The organism is Pseudaminobacter soli (ex Zhang et al. 2022) (genome assembly GCF_014595955.1).
Lineage (GTDB): Bacteria > Pseudomonadota > Alphaproteobacteria > Rhizobiales > Rhizobiaceae > Kumtagia > Kumtagia pseudosoli.
This window is the reverse complement of record NZ_JABVCF010000025.1, coordinates 28,701-47,947: the sequence shown is the minus strand read 5'-3', so window position 1 is coordinate 47,947 and position 19,247 is coordinate 28,701. Positions and strand designations below refer to the sequence as shown.

The window sequence follows — 19,247 nt, the reverse complement described above, 5'->3', positions numbered from 1 at the left end:
TGGAACTCGACCCGCGCTACTGCGATGTGGCGGTGGAGCGCTGGCAGCGGTTTACCGGCCGGCAGGCGGTGCGCCAGAGTTCGGGGGCATAGTGGCCGCCATGCAGGGCATGAGCGAGCGGCGCTATGCGGCCCATGCCGGTGTTTCCCGCGGCGCCGTGCAGAAGGCGCGCCTTGCCGGCCGGCTGGTGCTGTTTGCCGATGGCTCGATCGATGCCGCAGGCTCGGATGCCCGCCGGGCGGCGATGACCGACCCGGCCAAGCAGCGCCCTGCCCCCAGCCGAGGTAAGCTGAAGCCGGTGCCGGAGGCGGCGCTGTCGGCTGTCGGCGAGACGCTGCGTGAGCAGGGGCTGTCGGCGCCGGCTGTGGGTGGCTCCACCACCTTCCTGCAGGCCCGCACCGCCAACGAGGTGCTGAAGGCGCAGGAACGCCGCCTGAAGCTGCAGAAGCTGAAGGGCGAACTCGTCGCGCTCGATCGCGCCAAGATCCTGGTGTTCCGGCTGGCGCGCGAAGAACGCGATGCCTGGGTGAACTGGCCCGGACGGGTCGCCGCACTGATGGCGGCCGAGCTCGGCGTCGATACGGCTACCATGCACGATCTTCTGGAGCGCCAGGTGCGCACGCATTTGGCGGAGCTGGCCGATGTTCGTGCCGACTTCCGATGAGGTGCTGGAAGATAGTCTGACAGGTGTTGCCGGCTTTGCCGGCTTTGAGGAGCTGTGCGCCTCCTGGCGCGACGGGCTGCGGCCCGACCCGTTCCTGACCGTCTCCGAATGGGCCGACAAGCACCGCATGCTGGCGGCGCGGGCGTCGGCCGAACCCGGCCGCTACCGCACCAGCCGCACGCCGTACATGCAGCAAATCATGGATTGTTTGTCGCCGGGCTCTCCCGTCCAGCGCGTCGTCTTCATGAAGGCGGCCCAGGTCGGCTCCACCGAGGCCGGCAACAATTGGATCGGCTTCGTCATCCACCAGGCGCCCGGGCCGATGCTGGCAGTCCAGCCGACCGTGGAACTGGCCAAGCGCAATTCCCGCCACCGCATCGATCCGCTGATCGAGGAAAGCCCGGCGCTCAGGGAACGGGTCAAGCCGGCGCGCTCGCGCGATGCCGGCAACACCATGCTGTCGAAAGAGTTCGCCGGCGGCATTTTGATCCTGACCGGCGCCAACTCCGCCGTCGGCCTGCGCTCGACCCCGGCCCGCTACATCTTCCTCGACGAGGTCGATGCCTATCCGGCCTCGGCCGATGACGAGGGCGATCCGGTGACGCTGGCCGAATCCCGCTCACTCACCTTCTCGCATCGCCGCAAGGTGTTCCGGGCCTCCACCCCGACCATCCGTGGGCTGTCACGCATCGAGCGGGAGTACGAGGCCTCCGACCAGCGCCGCTACCATGTCCCCTGCCCCGCCTGCGGCGCCATGCAGTGGCTGAAGTTCGAGCGGCTGCGCTGGGGCAAGGGCCAGCCCGAGACAGCGCGCTATCAGTGCGAGGCCTGTGACGTCGCCATCGGCGAGCACAGCAAGACCGCCATGCTTGAAAAAGGCGAGTGGCGAGCGACTGCCACGGCAAGCGACATCTCGACCGCCGGCTTCCATCTCTCGGCGCTCTATTCCCCGGCCGGCTGGCTGTCCTGGGCGGCGATCGCCCGCGCCTGCGAAGCCGCGCAAGGCTCCGAGGAGTCGCAAAAGGCCTTCCGCAACACCATCCTTGGCGAGACCTGGGTCGAGACTGGCGAGGCGCCGGACTGGCAGCGTCTGCACGACCGGCGCGAGTCCTGGCTAGCCGGATCCGTCCCGCCGGGCGGGCTGTTCCTCACCGCCGGAGCCGATGTCCAGAAGAACCGCATCGAGGTCGATGTGTGGGCCTGGGGCCATGGCTGGAAAGCTGGCTCGTCGATCATGTCGTGCTCGACGGCGGACCGGGCGACGAAGCCTGCTGGGCAGGGCTCGACGCGCTCTTGTCGCGCACCTGGCAGAGCGCCTCGGGCAAGGCGATGCGCATCCTCAGGCTGGCGATCGACACCGGCTTCGAGGCGCCGGCCGTCTATGCCTGGGCCCGACGGTCCGGATCGTCGCATGTCGCGCCGATCAAGGGCGTCGAAAGCTTCAATCGCGCCAGTTCCGTCACTGGCCCGACCTATGTCGACGCCACCTCCCGCGGCAAGCGCATCCGCCGCGGCGCCAAGCTCTGGACCGTGGCCGGCTCCGCCTTCAAGGCCGAGACCTATCGCTTCCTGCGCCTGCCCCGTCCGAGCGGCGAGGAACGGGAAGCCGGAGCAGCATACCCGGCCGGCACCATCCATCTTCCCACCTGGATCGACAGCGAGTGGTGCAAGCAGTTTGTCGGCGAGCAGCTGGTGACGGTGCGCACCAAGCGCGGCTTCTCGCGGCTGGAATGGCAGAAGCTGCGCGAACGCAACGAGGCCCTCGACTGCCGCGTCTACGCCCGGGCCGCGGCCTGGCTGATCGGCGCCGACCGCTGGCCGCCCTCGCACTGGGCCGATCTCGAGGCAGAGTTCGGGTTTCGGGCAGAGCCATTGGTGGCAGCAGCGCCAGATGCGGACACTGATGCCGGATCTCCTCCGCCAGCATCCTCGCAGCCGGTGCGGTCAGTTCGGTACAGAAGGCCACAGGGGCGTCGCGTGCGGCGAAGCTCTTGGATGGCGTAGGAGAACACAGCAACGAGCAAACACCGCCGGCATCACAACATGCAGGCTTGGCCACAAAGCTCCTGCCGGCGCTCTCAGTGTCTCTCTTCCAGCTCTGATGCCGAACGAGCAAGTTGCGCCAGGAGCCGCCTCGGCAGAGTGATCTGTAAATGTCGTGTTTGGGCCGGGACCAGACAGGCAGCTTTTGGAGAGCGACGCTCGGAAAGCAGACATGCTGACGTTAGTGACTAACCACGTGCCCGAAGCGTCCGTGGGGCATCTCCAGGCTAATAAGCTAGACCTTACCTGCGCAGGATTTGAACTCGGTTGGCGCATGCAGCTTCAGCGGTGGGGCACGATTCCGCCACTCCCCTGGCTAGTCGGAGATTCCTAAGACCCGATTTGCGTGCCGACAGTCTGCACACCGCCGTGGTTGACCACCAGCACCTGACTATCTTGCCGCGGGGCCTCGCCGACGAGCTCGAAAGCGGCTCGCACTACCTTCTCGGATAGCCGTTCCGCCACGGCCGGCACCCGCCGGCGGCCCTAACTGCAGAACTAGCGTCGACTTGCCCGTTGTCAGGCGTTCCATCGACGAAATGACGGCGGCGCGTTCGCGCGGATCGAGGACGATTAGAACCGCTCTGTTGCTGCCCCGCCTGCCCTTCTTTGTCCACTCATTCTCCCCCTTCTTGCCACGTAGGCGCGACCGTTTCGCCATTTTGGCCGGGGAAACAGGGCTATCATACAAAAGGGGTAATCGGCATGAGCAACACCATCACCCTGACCGGCGCTTACGGCTTTACGCAATACAAGCTGAAGAATTCTGCAGCGAACACGACGATCGATGCGCAAACCGCATCATGGGCTCAGGACAACGACGGCAGCGACGGCGAAAGCAATCCCTATCCCGTGGCGATCGTCAACGCTCCTGGTGTTGTCGTCCACGGCGGCACCATCCTCGGTCAGACCGACCAGAAGGGCGACTGGCGCACGATCTACGATATGGGCAACTCGGCGGGGCTTCGCATCGAAAGCAGCGCCAACGCTACCATCCGAGACTGGACGATCTCAAACACCTGGGATGCCCTGCGGATCTCCGAAAACAGCCCGAATTTCCTCATCGAGCACGTGCATGTCATCGGCACCCGTGATGATGCGCTGGAGAACGACAAGCTGATGAGCGGCACGATCCGCGACTCGCTCTTCGACGGCGTTCACGCCGGCATCAGCATGGCTCCGTCATCTTCCTCGAAGGGGATCGACGGCAGCATGAACACGGTGACGCTCGACGGAGTGTTGATGCGCCTGACGCCGGCTCTCACCGAGGGCAACATGTCCCACGGCTCGCCGTTCAAGGTCGACAAGGGCACGGGCGCCGACGAGGTCGTGCCGCACATCAAGATCACCGACACGGTGATCGCCATCGAGAAGGTCGACCACAACGGCTACGAGCGCCTGGCTCACGCCTGGGAGCGGGTCGAGCAGTCGAGCAACAATTTCTTCCTGAACCTGTCCGACACGCCGCTGCCAGCGAATTATCCGAAGCCGCCGGCCGGCTTCACCATCCTGCAGGGCCAGGCCGCACGCGACTACTGGAACAAGGCCAAGGCCGAGTGGATCAACGAGCACGGCGCCAGCGCCACGGCTCCGGCCACAGAGGAGCCGACCGAGCCGACCACAGGACCCGCCACCGAATTGCAGCCGACGCCCGACACCTCAGTCCAGGAGCCCGCAAGCCAGCCCGCGCCTACCATGCCGAAGACGACCTTCAGCGGCACCAGCTTCACTGGCACCAACTCGGCCGAGACCATCGTCGGCAACGATCAGGCCAACATCATTAACGGCAGGAACGGCGCCGACACGATCTGGGGCGGCGGCGGAAACGACATTTTCGTGTTCACGCGCGGCGGCGACATGGACGGTGGCGGCAAGGTAGACCTGTTCATGGACTTCACTCAAGGGGCCGACAAGTTCGACTTTCGTGCCATCGACGCTAATGAGGGCAAGGGCGGCAACCAGGATTTCACCTTCATCGGTGAGGCAGACTTCGGCTCCCGCAATGCCAGCCAGGTGCGCGCGATCTATGACTCAGCCGAGGAAGTCACGCGTGTCGAGTTGAACACCGACGCCGACAGCAAGGCTGAATATTGGTTCGAGGTGGCCGGCAAGCACGCCTTCACAGGGGCTGATTTCTTCCTCTAGGATGACCAGCATCCACCAATGACAGGACGCCTATGGCGCCGGCTCGCTTGTCGCCTGTAATCACGCAGCCATGGACCGTCAGGGCACCTCGGTTCAGTCTTCGAGACCCAGCGTCGCCTTTCCAGCTCTCGGAATTGCCCAGCGGAATTTTTGGGCTGGGCGTTCCTTCTTTGAGATTCCCTGTGCCCTAGAGCATCGGACTGGAAATTGGATTCTTGAGGTTTTGGACTGATGTGATCTGTGATTCCCTGCCTGGAAAGGGAGGTGGATCATGGGTTACTGCTATTCCCTCGATCTCAGGGTGCGGGTCGCAGACTTTGTTGCGGGCCATTCCTGCCGGGCGGCGGCCCGCCACTTTGGCGTCAGCGACAGTTTCGCCATCAAGCTCGTGCGGCGCATGCGGCACTCGGGCTCCCCGGCGCCGGCCCGTCAAGGCCGCCCGCCGGGACGCGGCAAGCTGGTGCGGCATAGCCGTTCTCTCTACGACATGCTTCGTGTCCATATCTCTCCTCAACCATCCACTTGCCAGATTTGCGCGGTGCGGACCTCGCCACGTGCTCTGCAGCATCCGGCGTAAGAGCCCGCCCGGCCTAGAGGTGCGTGGCCGCCTAGCGAAATTTGGTTGGCCGTTGTGCGAATCCACGGCCTAGAACCTTCGACGTCGGCAAGGTCTGCTTTTGGGTAGTGGCAAGAGCGCCCTCTACGGCTGACATGTGGCGCAGAGCTGTCGGACGGATACAACGGGCCGTTTCCTGCCGGTCCGATTTCGGAAACAATCCGCGCAAAGCGGCCGTTGCTTGAAGCACCTAAGGGGGTGATGTCAGGTCAACCGGGGATCAGTGATAGCTTCGTAGAGCCGCCCTATAACCATCCATCTGCACTGCCTGCGGACGATCGCGCAGTGGAATGCGCTGGCCGTCGTAACCTGAACCTTCTCACTTTCCAAGGTATGGCGTCATCAGATTAACCTGACATCATCCTCTACAAATGCGTCGCTTTCCGGCTCAAAATCATCAGCTATGCCGTATTGTTTTCGGTAAGAAGATAGCATCTTTCGTTCCGGTCGAAATCCACGATCGAGCGCCCATTTGCAAAAGCCGTTTGCAACAGATTGCGTAGCCGGTTGCGCAGGTCGCGAGCATGACCAGGCGCCGTTTTCGTCAGTTGCTCGAGATCTTTCGGAAGGGAAAGCGGTAGCGCTGTGGCCGGTCGCAAAGGGCGCTGTCCACCCTGCGCCAAGGCGGCGACCACCGCGGACTCGAGGTGCCAGTCCACCAGAAGCCGGTCGGAAGCGAGGCCGCGGTTGATCCCCTCCATCTCGCCGTAATAATCCTCGAGATAGGTGTTCGAGGTCGCCGCCAACTGATGGATATTCAAGACAGCGTTCACCGCGCGCAAAGGATCGAATGTCCAGCGAACCCGGGTGATGCCCCGCGCCAGGCACCAGTTGCGCTGATACCGCTTCAGGCGGACGCCGAGGCCGGCGCCGCGCGCCATCGGCCGTACGGCCAGCCGGTGGGAATGCTGGATCGAAGGGTCGCGTGTCGGGAAGCCGAAGACGTAGCCGAGAAGCTGCCCCTCCGCAAAGGCGCCGCCGGCGAGGCCGCCCTCGGCCTGGATCACCATCATCAAATCGGCCGGATCGGGCAGGTCGCCCGGACCCCAGACTTCGCGCTGAAGCGCCTCGGCGGCGCGGAATTCCGCCATGCCGGACAGTTCGCGCAGGACAGGGCCGCTCACGGCCGAAACTCCTGCCGCGACAGGGTGGCGGTGGAGAGATAATGCTGGTCCAGCGTAACGCCAATACCGGGACCTTCGGGCACCGGCATCCTTCCATCCCGGGCTTCTAGTTTCTGCTCTATGATGTCGCGGGTAAAATAGCGGCTGGCCGAGGACGTGTCGCCGGGCTTTGTGAAATTCGGCAGGGTCGAAAGATGGATGTTGTGCGCCCGGCCGATTCCCGCTTCCAACATTCCCCCGCACCAGACCGGCACGCAGAAGGCTTCGCACAGATCGTGGATGGCGCGCGCCGCCGCATGGCCGCCGGCGCGCCCGACCTTGATGTTAATCACCCGTGCCGCATCCGCTTGCAACGCCTTCCGCGCGTGCTCCACCGTGCGGATGCATTCATCGAGGCAGATCGGCGTGCGGACGCGCGATTGCAGCGTGGCGTGATCGTGGATGTCGTCCCAGGCCAGCGGCTGCTCGATGTAGTCGAGGTCGAATTCGTCCATCCGCCGAATCAGGTCAGTATCGGCCAGCGTGTAGCTGCAATTCGCATCCACGGTCAGATGGGCGTCCGGGAATTCCTGCCGGACGGCCTCGAGGAGCGCGATGTCGTGGCCGCGCTTCACCTTGAGTTTGATCCGCCTGTAGCCCTGCAGCACATGGGAGGCGACGCTGTCCAGCGTTGCGGCAATCGGCGCGATGCCCAGCGAGACGCCGACGTCCACCGCCTCGCCCTCACCGCCGAGAACGGTCTGTAGCGGCATGTCCAGCGCCTTGGCCCACAGGTCCCAGAAGGCCATCTCCAGCGTCGCCCGGGCCATGAAATTTCCGCGCCATGGCGCGAGAACCCGCGCCAGCGACAGCGGATGGGGGAACGCCTTACCCAGAACCTGCGGCAAAAGCACGGTCGCCAGAAGGTCCATCGCCCCGGCAACCGTCTCTTCCAGATAATCGGGCAGCGTGTCCATAACGCCCTCTGCGTAGCCTTCCAGCCCGCCCGAGCGAAGGATCAACAGCGGGAAAATTTTTTCGGTCATCGTACCGGTGGCGATGGTGAACGGGCTCACCAGCGGCAGGCGCACCAGGCGCAGTTCGGCGCCATCGATGCGAAGAGGCAGGCGAGTGGACGTGGAATCGGGCATGGCGGGTATCCTGAAGTAATGCGCTTCCGCAGCATTGTTACAGTTTACTTACACTGTTTGACGAGGTGAAAGATTTCTGTCACGGTCAATTCATCCACATGGGAGGGGAGAGCCGGTGGGTCGCTCGCAGGAGGAGCAATCTGATGGTGCGGCCGATCGGACCGCCTCCGACGGCAATCTGCATGACCGTCTGACCGCAGCCGTGGAAGGCGGCACGCCTTCGGAACGCGCGCTGGCGCATTACCTGCTGGCCAACCAGTCGTCGCTGCCATTCGAGACCGCGGCAACGCTTGCCCGCAAGGTGGGCGTGTCCGAGGCCTCCGTCGGTCGGTTCTGCCGCTCCATTGGCTACCGCCATCTCAAGGACATGAAATCCGGTCTCCAGGCGGATCTGGGTGACAAGCCCTGGCTCATCGGCGATCGGCTGAAGGATTTCCACCACCGCAGCCGCGAAGGCGGGGCGGAACTGGCGCGGGCGCTGGAACGCGAGATTGCCGCGCTTGTCACCGTCTATGAGCTTGCGGCGACACCGGCCTTCGAGGCGGCGATCCAGCGGCTGGCGCGGCGGCGCTCGGTCTTCATCGCAGGGTTCCAGACGGAACGCGGCCACGCGGTCGAGATGGCCCACAACCTGCAATACCTACGGCCGGGCGTGCATCTGGCGGATGTCGCGGGCGGCCATTTCGCGGAAATCCTGCTGGGAGAGGCGGCCGAGACCACGCTCGTCCTGATCGACGGGTTGCGCTATTCGCGCCTGACGCACGATCTGGCATTGGCCGCGCGCGACGAGGGGATCCCGGTGACGCTGATTACCGATCCCTATTGCGACTGGGCGCCCGGCGTCGTCACCGAACTGTTCGCCGTGCCGACCGACCTCAATCAATTCTGGGATGCGACTTCGGCCATGTCCTCCCTGATAGGGCTGATGGTGAATGGCGTGTTTCGCGAATTGGGGGCCGAGGTCGAAACCAGGATTGCCCACGTTTCAGCCCTCTACGACGAGTTCGTCGGCCATATCGTCACCGGGCGCAGTCCCGGCAAAAAGTGAGCCACAGGTTCAAAACACAGAGAGGAGACGCCATGACCTTTCCCTTCCGCAAGACCTTGATTTCAGCCTCCGTCAGCCTTGCTGCGATCTTCGCCGCCCAGGCGCAAGAGGTGGTGTTCGTCGCTCCCAACAGCGAGGTGGGGATACCGACGCTGGATCCGATCCGGGCCAACAATCTGGGCCGTGGGACGGTCCTGATCTTCGACCGCTTGGTGAGCCAGGCAGCGGACCTGTCCTATCACCCCTGGCTTGCGGAAAGCTGGGAAGAAGCGCCGGACGGCATGGCCTGGACGTTTCATCTCAAAAAGGGCGTGACATTTCACAACGGCAAGGCGTTCGACGCCGGGGTGGTCAAGACCTGGCTGGAACAGTTCAAGACCAGCGAGAACGCCTATATGAGCGAGGCGATCGCCGAGGTTCAGGTGATCGACGGCGACACGGTAAAGTTCGTGATGGCGCGGCCGGAGCCCAACCTGCTCTACAACCTGTCTTCGAGCTACATGTCGGTCGTCGAACCGGAGTCCAGGGCCGCGCTCGGCGAGAATTTCGGCGTGACCGAGGTGTACGGCACCGGTCCGTTCAAGCTGGAAAGCTTTACGATCGGCCAGGAGACGGTGCTCGTTCGCAACGACGATTACAAGTGGGGTCCGTCCCTGGCCAAGAACGCCGGGCCGGCGAAGATCGCCAAGCTGACGCTGCGCGAGATCGCCGAGGATTCGACGGCGCTGCTGGAACTCAAGACCGGCGGCGTCGACCTTCTGCTGAGCGTTCCCGCCGACCTCACCACCGAGGTGGAGAAGAGCGCGAACCTCGCCGTCCTGACCATGCCCGGCGAGGACGTCTACTACATGCCGATCAATGTGACGAAGGCCCCCTTCGACGACATCCGCGTGCGCGAAGCGGCAGCAAAGGCGATCAACCAGGAAGAAATCCTGGCCTCGGTTTTCGGGGGAGTCGGATCGGTCGCCGACACGTTCCTGATTTCCGCCTTGCCGGAAAGCCACGTCTCCGACAGCGCCAAGATCCACTACGATCCTGACCGCGCGAATGCACTGCTGGACGAGGCCGGCTGGCAGAAGGGTGAAAACGGCGTGAGGGCCAAGGACGGAGCCCCCCTGAAAGTAACCCTGTGGACCCAGTCCGATTCAATCTTCCGCCGCCTCACCGAAGTGATCCAGGCGCAACTCAAGGCGGTCGGCATCGAAGCCGAGATCACCACCTTCGACAGCTCGATGATCCGCGACCAGTACAAGACCGGCAACCAGCAACTGGCCGTGCGTTCCTACAACTGGGACAATGCCGACATCGTCGACTGGTTCTTCGGCGCCGACAGGCTGGGCTATCCCAACGTTTCCATGTTCAACGACCCCAAGGCGGAAGAACTGCGCGCGAAAGCCATGAGCGGCTCGAAGAACATGGAGGAGCGCGTGGCGAATTTTACCACCTATCATGACTATGTGCTGACCCAGTTCCCGATGGCGCCGATCTATCAGCCCGTCCAGGCGGTCGCCTACAACAAGGACCGCCTGGTCATGCCTGAGGAGATCAATGCGCCCGGCATCAGCACGGTGGCGATAATGGACATGGAGGTGAAGGAGTAGGCGCGACCGCGGCAAGGGAGGACCGGCATGCTGCCGTGGCTGATCCGCCGTGTGCTGATGCTCGTGCCGGTTTTCCTGGCCGTGTCGGTGGTGATCTTCTCCATTCTCCACTTCCTACCCGGCGACCCGATCGATAACCTGCTGAAGGTCGGATCGCCGGCTTCGGCCCGCGCTAAGATGGAGGCGCGCTACGGTCTCGACCGGCCGCTGCCGGTGCAATACGGCATCTGGCTTGGAAAGGTGCTTCAGGGCGATCTCGGCACGGCCATTGTCGCGCGCCGGCCGGTTGCCGAACTGATCGCGCAGGCGATGCCGCATTCTCTGCGCCTGGGCGGGCTGGCGCTGCTTTTCTCCAGTGTCGTGGGAGTAACGCTGGGAATCATCGCGGCGCTCTGGCGCGACCGCTGGCCAGACCGCGCCATCATGGGCGGCGTGCTCGTTGGCTCCACCATGCCCAACTTCTGGCTGGGGCTGATCCTGATGCTGGTCTTTTCCGTCTGGATGGGATGGTTCCCGGTTTCCGGCGCGCGCGGCTGGAACTCGCTGGTGCTTCCGGTGCTGACGATCGGCCTCGGCGGCACCGCGCTGGTCACGCGCATCACCCGCGTGGCGATGATCGAGGCCGTCAGGCAGGACTTCGTCACGCTTCTGCATGCCAAGGGACTGCCTCCCTGGCGCATCGAACTTCTTCACGTCCTTCGCCACGCGCTGATCCCGGTGGTGACGATCCTTGCGCTTAGGATCGGCTGGATCCTCGGCGGGGCGATCACCGTGGAGGTGGTGTTTGCCCGGCCGGGTCTCGGGACACTGCTGATAAAGTCGCTCGGTCAGCATGACTATCCGGTGGTGCAGGCGTGCCTATTGATGCTGGCGATGGCGGTGATGCTGGGCACGCTCCTGGGCGACGTCGTGCAGGCGATTATGGACCCGCGCGTTAGGGCGGCGATGGGATGAGCGCGTGGCCCGCCCCCATGCGTGCGCTTCGCTGGCCGGTCGGCGGCATCGCCGGCGCGTGGCTCATCCTTATCGTCGCAGCGGCGCTTTTCGCCCCGGTGCTCTCGCCCTATGCCTATGACGCACAGGCCTTGAAGGAGGCCTATGGCTCTGCCTCAGCGGCCCACTGGCTGGGCACGGACGAGTTCGGGCGGGACCTTCTGACCCGCCTTATGTACGGCGCGCGCACCTCGCTTTCGGTCAGCGCCACCGCCATATCGTTATCGGTGGCATGCGGCATGGTGCTCGGCGCGGCCGCTGCATGGTTCGGCGGCCGGTTCGACCGCGCGGTGACGGTGGTCGTCGACCTGACCTGGTCCTTCCCGGAGATCCTGATCGCGCTGATCCTGGTCGCCATCATCGGCCCCGGCACCACCGGCACGATGATCGCCATCGCCGTTGCTTATCTGGCACAGTTCACCCGCCTAACCCGAGCCCAGATCATGACGCTGAAGGGGGAGACCTTTGTCGAGGCGGCGCGCAGCCTCGGGGCGGGCAACACGTATATCCTGCTGCGCCACCTGTTGCCCAATGCGTTCGCCCCCGTGCTCGTCGCGGCGATGCTGGCCACGGGCGATGCGATCATCCTCGAAGCGACGCTCGGTTTTTTCGGCCTTGGCGCGCAGCCGCCGGTGCCCTCCTGGGGCGGCATGATGTCAGCCGGCTCGGCGCTGGTGTTCAAGGCGCCCTGGATCATCATCTTTCCGGGCCTTGCCGTGGCGGCGACGGTGCTGGCGATCAACCTCTACGGTGATGCGCTGATCGCCGAACTCGATATCCGTTCGAAGCTGCGGGGTGCTGGATGAGTCCGCTTCTGGAACTCTCCCGCGTCAGCGTCGCAATCGGCAAGGTGGCGCTCCTCGACCGCATCAGCCTCAGCGTCGAACCCGGCCGCATCCTCGGCCTCGTCGGTGAAAGCGGCTCGGGTAAGTCGCTGACCGCCATGGCCGCGATAGGGTTGTTGCCGCTGATCGGCGGGCGTGTCACCGAAGGTGAGGTGCGCTTCGCCGGACGGGACATAGCGGCGATGAGCGAGGCCGAACGCCGCGCGCTGCGCGGCAGGCGCATCGGTTTCGTCACCCAGAACCCGATGACCGCGCTCGACCCGGTGCAGCGGATTGGGGGGCAGGTCGATATCGTCTCGCGCATGCACCTTCGCCTGACGAAAACCGCGGCGCGCGCCCGCACGCTGGACCTGTTGACCCAACTGCGCATTCCCGACGCGGCAGCCGTGGTCGATGCCTATCCCCACCAGCTTTCCGGCGGCATGAAGCAACGCATCGTGATCGCCATGGCGCTTGCCGGCGAACCCGAACTGATCATCGCCGACGAGCCCACCACGGCGCTCGATGTCACGGTGCAAGCACAGATCATCCAGATACTCGGCGCTCTGGTGCGCGACCGCGGGCTGGCGCTGCTGCTTATCACTCATGACATGGGCGTCATCGCGCAGATCTGCGACCGTGTCGCGGTGCTCTATTGCGGCCGCCTGGCCGAAGAGGGGCCGGTCGGCCCGATTTTCGCGGCCCCTGCCCATCCCTATACCGCCGCCCTGATCGACTGCATCCCGCAGGAAGGGACCGCCAGGGGTAGCCTTCGCGGCATTCCCGGCGCGGTGCCCTCGGCCCTCGCCTTCTCGACCGGCTGCCGCTTTCATCCGCGCTGCCGGCGGGCGACCGGGCTCTGCCAGGACAGCGCCCCGCCGCTTCTACCCCGAGACGCGGGTAGCGTTGCCTGCCACCATGCAGGGGCTGCGCCATGACCGGCCCCCTGCTCCGCATCGAAGGACTGACGAAACGCTTCCATTCCGGCGGCGGCCTGTTCTCGCGCGAGCGCGCTATGATCGCAGTACGCGATGTCTCGCTGGAAATCGCCCGTGGCGAAGTGCTGGGCGTGGTCGGCGAGAGCGGCTGCGGCAAGTCCACACTGGCCCGCCTGATCCTGCGGCTGATCGAGGCGACCAACGGCCGGATCGTCTTTGACGGCACCGAACTGACCGCCCTGCCCGCGTCCGCCCTGCGCGCGATGCGCAAGCGCATGGCGATGGTCTTTCAGGACCCCTATTCGAGTCTTGATCCGAGGTTCACCTTGGCCAGGGTGCTGGCCGAGCCCTTCCGGGTGCAGAGCCGTGCCATGCCGCCGGATGCCGTGGCGGCCATGCTTGCCGCCGTCGGCTTGCCGGAAACGCTTGCGACCAGTTACCCGCACCAGCTTTCCGGCGGACAGCGCCAGCGCGTCGGCATCGCCCGCGCCCTCGCACTGCGCCCCGATTTCGTCGTGCTGGACGAGCCGACCGCCTCGCTCGACGTCTCGATCCAGGCGCAGATCATCGCGCTTCTCGCCGATCTGCGCGACAAGATGGGGCTGACCTACCTGTTCATCAGCCACGACCTCGGCCTCGTGCGGTATTTCTGCGACCGAATCGTGGTGATGTATCTCGGCTCGGTGGTCGAGGTGCTGCCGGATACCAAAGCCGCGCCGCGCCACCCTTATACCGATGCGCTGATGCGGTCGGGCTTTGCCCCCGATCCGGCCCGCCGGCGCGAGATCGCGCCGCTTGGCGGTGAGATCCCCAGTCCCTTCGCCTTGCCTGCGGGCTGCGCCTTTACCACGCGCTGCGCCTTTGCGTCCGACCGCTGCCGCAGCGAGCGGCCGGTGCTGTCACAGGACCCGGCCCATCCCGTCGCCTGCTTCCATCCTCTCTGAAAGCCACATCCGATGCCATTCCACGTCCTTACCGCCGCCTTCGTCCATGAAAGCAATACCTTCAAGAAGGGCGAGACAACGCTCCAGGACTTCCGCGACGGTGTGCTCGATATCGGCCAGGCGGCCATCGACCGGTTCGGGGACGTGAATGACGAACTGGCGGGGTTCCTCGACGCGGGCCGAGAGGCCGGCTGGCGTGTGACCCACGCCGTTTCAGCCCATGCCACGCCGGGCGCCCGCGTCTCGCGCGAAGCCTTCGACCACATCGCGGGGATCATCTGCGAGGCTGCCCGCGCCCATTGCGCCACGCTCGATGGCGTGGCGCTCAGCCTGCACGGCTCCATGGTGCCCACCTTCTGCGAGGACGGCGAGGGAGAGCTTCTTGCCCGCCTCCGTGCCATCCTCGGTGACGCACTCCCCATCGCCGTCACGCTGGACTTGCACGCCATGGTGACGCCCGCGATGGTGGAACAGGCGCAGATATTTGTCAGCTACAAGACCTATCCGCATGTCGACATGCGCGAGACCGGCGGCCATGCCGGCCGGCTTCTCGATGCGGCAATGCGCGGGGCGGTCCGGCCGCGCACGCTGCGCGCCCACCGCCCGATGCTCGATGAGGCCAATGGCGGCCGCACCGATGTGCCGCAGACGGCGGCGCTCTACACCCGTGCCAGCGCCTTCGAGGCCGAGCCGGGGATCCTTGCCGTCTCGATCAACGCCGGCTTTTCGGAAGCCGATGTCGAAGAGATGGGTCCGACCGTTCTGGTGACGCATGACGTAGGCGCCGGCCCGCGCGCCCGCGAAATCGCCGAGGACCTCGCCCACGCCATCTGGGAGGGCCGTGGGCAGACCGCGAACGCTTTTCTCAGCCCGGCCGAGGCCGCCGCCGCCGCCCGCGACTTTGATTCATCCCGGGGGCCTCTGGTGATCGCCGACTACGCCGACAACCCGGGCGCCGGCGCCTATGGTGATGCCACCGCGCTTCTCGCCGCCCTTCTGAAAGTCGGTACCGCGGGAGGGGCCTTTGCGCCGATGATCGACCCGGCAGCCGCAGCGGAACTTCATCGGCACACGGTCGGCGAGACCGTGTCGCTGGCGATCGGCGGCAAGTGCGACCCAGCCTTCGGCGGCGGCCCGCTTACTTTAACGGGTGAGATCGTTCACCTTTCGGACGGCACCTATACCGGCGACGGGCCGATCCTTGGCGGTATCACCCACAGCTTCGGCCGGACCGCCGTGTTTCGCGTGAGGGGGATCGACATCCTCATCGTCACCTTGCCGGGGCAGATGCTCGACCTCCAACAGGTGCGCACCTTCGGCATCGAGCCCTCGCGACTGCGCTTTCTGGTGGTGAAGTCGATGCAGCATTTCCGCGCCGCCTTCGAGCCGGTCGCAGGCCGGGTAATCGTCTGCGACACCGGGGCGCTCGCTACCCCGCAGGCGCACCTTCGACCCTATGTTCGCGTCCGCCGTCCGGTCTGGCCGCTGGACCGTGGCGGCTTTCCGCATGAACTGTGACTATGGTTCGCAGCCGGGTTCGTAGGCCAGAACCTCAGAGAGGCGGTGTATACCACTATTGGTGGTTCTGGCGTTCGGCTTGGCAGGCTCAATCGGCCCGAAGCTGAAATCTCGATCCGAGGGCGCCGCCGAATATTCAACCACGCCTTTCTGAGACAGGATGGGAAAATGGTTGGGTCCATTGCGCAGATCTTTGGAGCGCGCTCGGAGGACGGCGATAAGGCATTCTCGCTCGACAAGGCGGATGGCCTACTTGGCCAAAGGACGGCGACATTCCAGGTCGCGCGGCAATCTCTCAGATGGTGATGCCACAGACACCTCCAGCGCGCAGTTCGTCGGCGGGGGTTCCCGACGTAGAGGCGGGACAAGTCTCAGGTCTGCTTTCGGGAGAGCGGTCAACGCCCCTGAATGACCGACATCGCGGCGCACAGCTGACTTCGATGCAAGCTACCCGGAACGTTCGCTTCCGGGCGAAGGCAAAGGTTGCTTCAACGACCGACATCGGGCGCGTAGCGGTCATCGCGATACCAAAACGAAGGTCACCAACGGGTCAGATCTTCGCGTTCTCACAAGGTCAATGACGTTGTGGCGCCAGAAGTAGACAGCCGAACATGCGACCAGTCCCGTCGGTGAAAGAGCCGTCGTTCAACACAGGCCCTCGCAAGGTCTGCCGTCGCTGTCGCGATCAAGCCGTCGACCCAGGAGCAATTCTGCAGATACCAAATGGCCTCTTTGCACGAGCTAATCTGCTTACATCTCCGACGGGCTGGCAACTATAACAGCCAGTCAGTGAAAGCCCCCTGTTCACAGGGCTCCACAGGGAAGCGTTAGCGCACGACGAGAACTGGAATGGCTGAGTAGTGGACGACTTCCGCCGTCTGGCTGCCAAGCAGCAGTCTGCTGACGCCGCGACGCCCGTGGGACGCCATTACAATCAGACTGCAGCCAAGCTGCTTTGCCGTCTCCACGATCGCCTCGGCCGGGGAACTGTTGGTTGTCTGGAGCAATTCGGCGTTCAAGCCCATGTTAGAGGCGGCTGAACCGGCTTTTGCCAGCGCCGCCGCGGCATGCTCCTTCTGGGCATTCGTCCAAGATTCCACTGTGGCTGCGCTCTGCAACGGATATGGCTCAGTTACGGTAAGGACTGTGACCTTGCTGGCGAGGTTCTTAGCAAGGCTTAGGCCATGGTCGACGCCTCTCTGCGCAAGTTCTGAACCATCGGTCGTTATGAGAATGTGACTGTACAAGATTGACCTCCGTGTCCTGGATCGCGCCTGCATCACAGCATTACGAGTGCGGAACGTCTATAGCTGATGAACTCTCGTAGATCAGGCCGAGAGCGCTTGCGCCGAGCTCTCATGCACGAACACAGTTGAGTCCGCATGAAGGCTTGCAAGGGAGGCGGTGCCATGCCCTATTCTGAATCCTGTTTTGCAGCATGGGTTTGGAGTTTGCTCTTGAGGGCGGCGTTGTCGAGCCTGCGGGTTCGCGAGTTAGAAGCGATATCGATTCTGGCTGAAGAGCTTCACTTTGGACGCGCGGCGAAGCGGCTCAATATGAGCGTGGCTCCCTTCAGCCAGCTCATCAAAAAAGTGGAATTGACACTAGGCGCTCAGATTTTCGAGCGGTCGACACGTCACGTATCTCTTACATACCAAGGGAAGCGGTTAACTGAAAACATTCGATTTCTGCTCTCCCGCCTAGAACATAGCGTTGAAGAGGTAACGTCCAACAAGAGCCTCGTCCGATCGGTTAAGATAGCCTACAACAATGCACTCATTTTCACCCATATCGGTGAGATATATAGGCATCTCAGCGACGACGTCAGTTTTGATATTGAACTAAGTTTCAAGTCGTCGAACGAGCAGAATCATCGTCTCCAAAGTGGCGAAATTGATCTGGGGTTGATGCGGAATTTTGAAGTTGATGGTAGTCTCGCGCACCTTCCGCTTTTCTCTGACGAATTCATCGTAGCACTCCCCGAGGGGGATAATGCGCCACCGGATAGATCGTTGTCGATATACGATCTCCAGTCTGAGAGAATGCTGTTGTTTTCCCCTGAACTTAAAGATGAAGCCAAACTGACACGAAACCTGTACAGCCGTATTCGTGAAGTACTGAATCGTGCCGACTTCCGGCCGAACGAATACATCTTTGTGAATGATACCTGGTCAGCGCTTGTTCTTGTGGGCGCGAAGGTGGGGGTGGCTCTTGTACCCGAGTGGACCCATAACCTGAAGATGCCCGGCGTGACGTTCAGGAAGCTGAAGGAGCGCATAGCAATCGGGGATGTCTCGCTGGCCTGGAACCCGACAAATGTCGCTCCTCGCATCCGCAGGACGATAAGCGCGATAGAAGCTCTCTATGCAGATCGTCATCCCAGACAAGAATCGCAAATATTGGCAGATCTCTAGTCGGATGTTCCCGCATCGACGCTGTTGTCGCCGGCCGCACTTGTGCCTTCATGCCGTGGAGCTAGCCGGAACCGAACGGCATGGACCTTCGGTTGCAGGCGTCGTTCGGTCTTGCGTCCTTGCGACCGAGTTTACAAAGGCGTTAACGCCGGATGTGCAGCACTCGAAGAGAGGAGATCCTAGGGCACCTTCTGTTTGCTGGCCGCGGAGAACACCATCAAGCTAAGAATCTCGAACAGGATCTGGGCGCCCGCATGAGCGGTATTCGCCGTCGCGTCATACTGCGGAGCCACTTCGACGACGTCGCCGCCGACGATATTCATCCCCTTTAATCCACGGATCAGTTCCAGTGCCTCGCGCGTCGTGAGCCCACCCACTTCCGGAGTGCCGGTGCCAGGTGCAAAACTCGGATCAAGGCTGTCGATGTCGAAGGATAGATACGTCGCTCCGTCGCCGATTACCGACTTCGCTTTCTCGATGACGGCGGCAATCCCCATGCGTGTAACGTCTTCGATATGGATGACAGTCATGCCCGAGTCGTAGGAGAACTCCCATGCAAACTCCGACGACCCCCGAATGCCGATCTGAACCGTTCGCCTGGGGTCGATGACGCCGTCGAGCACGCAATTGCGGAATGGCCCTCCGTGGTGAAATTTCGTGAGGTCGGTGACGCCAGCCGTGTCGCAATGCGCATCGATGTGGATCAGCCCGACGGGGCCGTGCTTCCCTACGGCTTGGAGGATCGGATGGCTGATCGAGTGATCGCCGCCGACCGACAGCGGAAGGACGCCGGCGTCGACGATCTGATTTATGCGCCGTTCGATGTCTTCGTGGCAGAGTTCGAGCTTGTAGCGGCTGCGAAATGGAACATCGCCAATATCGGCCACCCGCAAGTCGTGGACCGGCGCGCAGTCCAGAACATGATTGTACGGGCCGATCCGCTCGATTGACCGTAGCGCCCTCGGCCCGAAGCGCGACCCCGCTCGGTTGGACACGCCGAGATCCATCGGCACTCCCAATAGCGCGACCTGCAGATCACCGAAATCCGCATGGTCGGCATCCACCGCCCTGAAGGGCGCGTCCAGAAGCGTCGGCAAGCCGGCATAGGGTGCCGAGCGCCTGCCGGTCAGCGGAGTAATTTTTTCGACGACTTTGCGGAAGCGTGCATCGAAAGGCTCATCGCCGTTCGTCCCGACATACTTCGCGCGCAGCCTGTTCAGGTTCTCTTCGAATTCCATCACAACA

The 19,247-nt window shown here is 63.6% G+C and carries 14 protein-coding genes and 1 pseudogene; 11 read left to right on the top strand and 4 right to left on the bottom strand.

Annotated features, from left to right (window positions below; genetic code table 11):
• Positions 1 to 100 precede the first annotated feature (100 nt).
• The 3 genes and pseudogenes from HUI96_RS27960 (at position 101) to HUI96_RS27950 (ending at position 4,852) form a co-directional block, all read left to right on the top strand.
• Positions 101 to 664: a hypothetical protein gene (locus tag HUI96_RS27960; RefSeq protein ID WP_188257987.1), complete on the top strand. Its 564-nt coding sequence runs from the start codon at positions 101 to 103 to the stop codon at positions 662 to 664.
• A pseudogene (locus tag HUI96_RS30400) lies at positions 642 to 2,668 on the top strand (phage terminase large subunit family protein). The gene HUI96_RS27960 and the pseudogene HUI96_RS30400 overlap by 23 nt, the downstream one beginning before the upstream one ends.
• A gap of 744 nt (positions 2,669 to 3,412) precedes the next feature.
• On the top strand, positions 3,413 to 4,852 hold the full coding sequence (locus tag HUI96_RS27950; RefSeq protein ID WP_188257983.1) for a M10 family metallopeptidase C-terminal domain-containing protein: 1,440 nt from the start codon (positions 3,413 to 3,415) through the stop codon (positions 4,850 to 4,852).
• Between the two features lie 1,017 nt (positions 4,853 to 5,869).
• On the opposite strand, the gene HUI96_RS27945 is transcribed toward HUI96_RS27950, so the two are convergent.
• Entirely contained in the window at positions 5,870 to 6,592 is a 723-nt protein-coding gene (locus HUI96_RS27945) for a GNAT family N-acetyltransferase (RefSeq protein ID WP_188257982.1), read from the bottom strand.
• The gene (menC, locus tag HUI96_RS27940) at positions 6,589 to 7,662 is read right to left on the bottom strand and encodes an o-succinylbenzoate synthase (RefSeq protein WP_337918673.1); all 1,074 of its coding nucleotides are present in this window, start codon (positions 7,660 to 7,662) and stop codon (positions 6,589 to 6,591) included. Before menC ends, HUI96_RS27945 begins: the two co-directional genes overlap by 4 nt.
• A gap of 175 nt (positions 7,663 to 7,837) precedes the next feature.
• Between menC and HUI96_RS27935 the strand changes: the two genes are divergently transcribed.
• The 7 genes from HUI96_RS27935 to HUI96_RS27905 are packed head-to-tail and all read left to right on the top strand — an operon-like array spanning position 7,838 to position 15,588.
• Complete coding sequence (locus HUI96_RS27935; RefSeq protein ID WP_337918672.1) at positions 7,838 to 8,770, top strand: MurR/RpiR family transcriptional regulator; 933 nt, start codon at positions 7,838 to 7,840, stop codon at positions 8,768 to 8,770.
• 32 nt (positions 8,771 to 8,802) lie between these two features.
• Entirely contained in the window at positions 8,803 to 10,371 is a 1,569-nt protein-coding gene (locus HUI96_RS27930; RefSeq protein WP_188257980.1) for an ABC transporter substrate-binding protein, read from the top strand.
• Between the two features lie 27 nt (positions 10,372 to 10,398).
• Positions 10,399 to 11,325, top strand: a complete 927-nt coding sequence (locus HUI96_RS27925) for an ABC transporter permease (RefSeq protein ID WP_188257979.1) — start codon at positions 10,399 to 10,401, stop codon at positions 11,323 to 11,325.
• Positions 11,322 to 12,170, top strand: a complete 849-nt coding sequence (locus tag HUI96_RS27920) for an ABC transporter permease (RefSeq protein WP_188257978.1) — start codon at positions 11,322 to 11,324, stop codon at positions 12,168 to 12,170. Before HUI96_RS27925 ends, HUI96_RS27920 begins: the two co-directional genes overlap by 4 nt.
• Positions 12,167 to 13,126 (top strand): ABC transporter ATP-binding protein, encoded by a 960-nt coding sequence (locus HUI96_RS27915; protein ID WP_188257977.1) that lies wholly within the window; start codon positions 12,167 to 12,169, stop codon positions 13,124 to 13,126. The genes HUI96_RS27920 and HUI96_RS27915 overlap by 4 nt, the downstream gene beginning before the upstream one ends.
• Positions 13,123 to 14,070 carry an ABC transporter ATP-binding protein gene (locus HUI96_RS27910; RefSeq protein WP_188257976.1) on the top strand — a complete coding sequence of 316 codons (948 nt, stop codon included), beginning with the start codon at positions 13,123 to 13,125 and terminating at the stop codon, positions 14,068 to 14,070. Before HUI96_RS27915 ends, HUI96_RS27910 begins: the two co-directional genes overlap by 4 nt.
• A gap of 12 nt (positions 14,071 to 14,082) precedes the next feature.
• Entirely contained in the window at positions 14,083 to 15,588 is a 1,506-nt protein-coding gene (locus tag HUI96_RS27905; protein WP_188257975.1) for a M81 family metallopeptidase, read from the top strand.
• A gap of 827 nt (positions 15,589 to 16,415) precedes the next feature.
• Here HUI96_RS27905 and HUI96_RS27900 read toward each other — a convergent pair.
• Positions 16,416 to 16,835: a universal stress protein gene (locus HUI96_RS27900; RefSeq protein ID WP_188257974.1), complete on the bottom strand. Its 420-nt coding sequence runs from the start codon at positions 16,833 to 16,835 to the stop codon at positions 16,416 to 16,418.
• A gap of 162 nt (positions 16,836 to 16,997) precedes the next feature.
• On the opposite strand from HUI96_RS27900, the gene HUI96_RS27895 reads away from it, so the two are divergent.
• A complete protein-coding gene (locus HUI96_RS27895; protein WP_188257973.1) occupies positions 16,998 to 18,002 on the top strand; it encodes a LysR substrate-binding domain-containing protein in 1,005 nt (334 codons plus the stop codon).
• 179 nt (positions 18,003 to 18,181) lie between these two features.
• On the opposite strand, the gene speB is transcribed toward HUI96_RS27895, so the two are convergent.
• Entirely contained in the window at positions 18,182 to 19,240 is a 1,059-nt protein-coding gene (gene speB / locus HUI96_RS27890; protein WP_188257972.1) for an agmatinase, read from the bottom strand.
• Between the last annotated feature and the right edge of the window lie 7 nt (positions 19,241 to 19,247).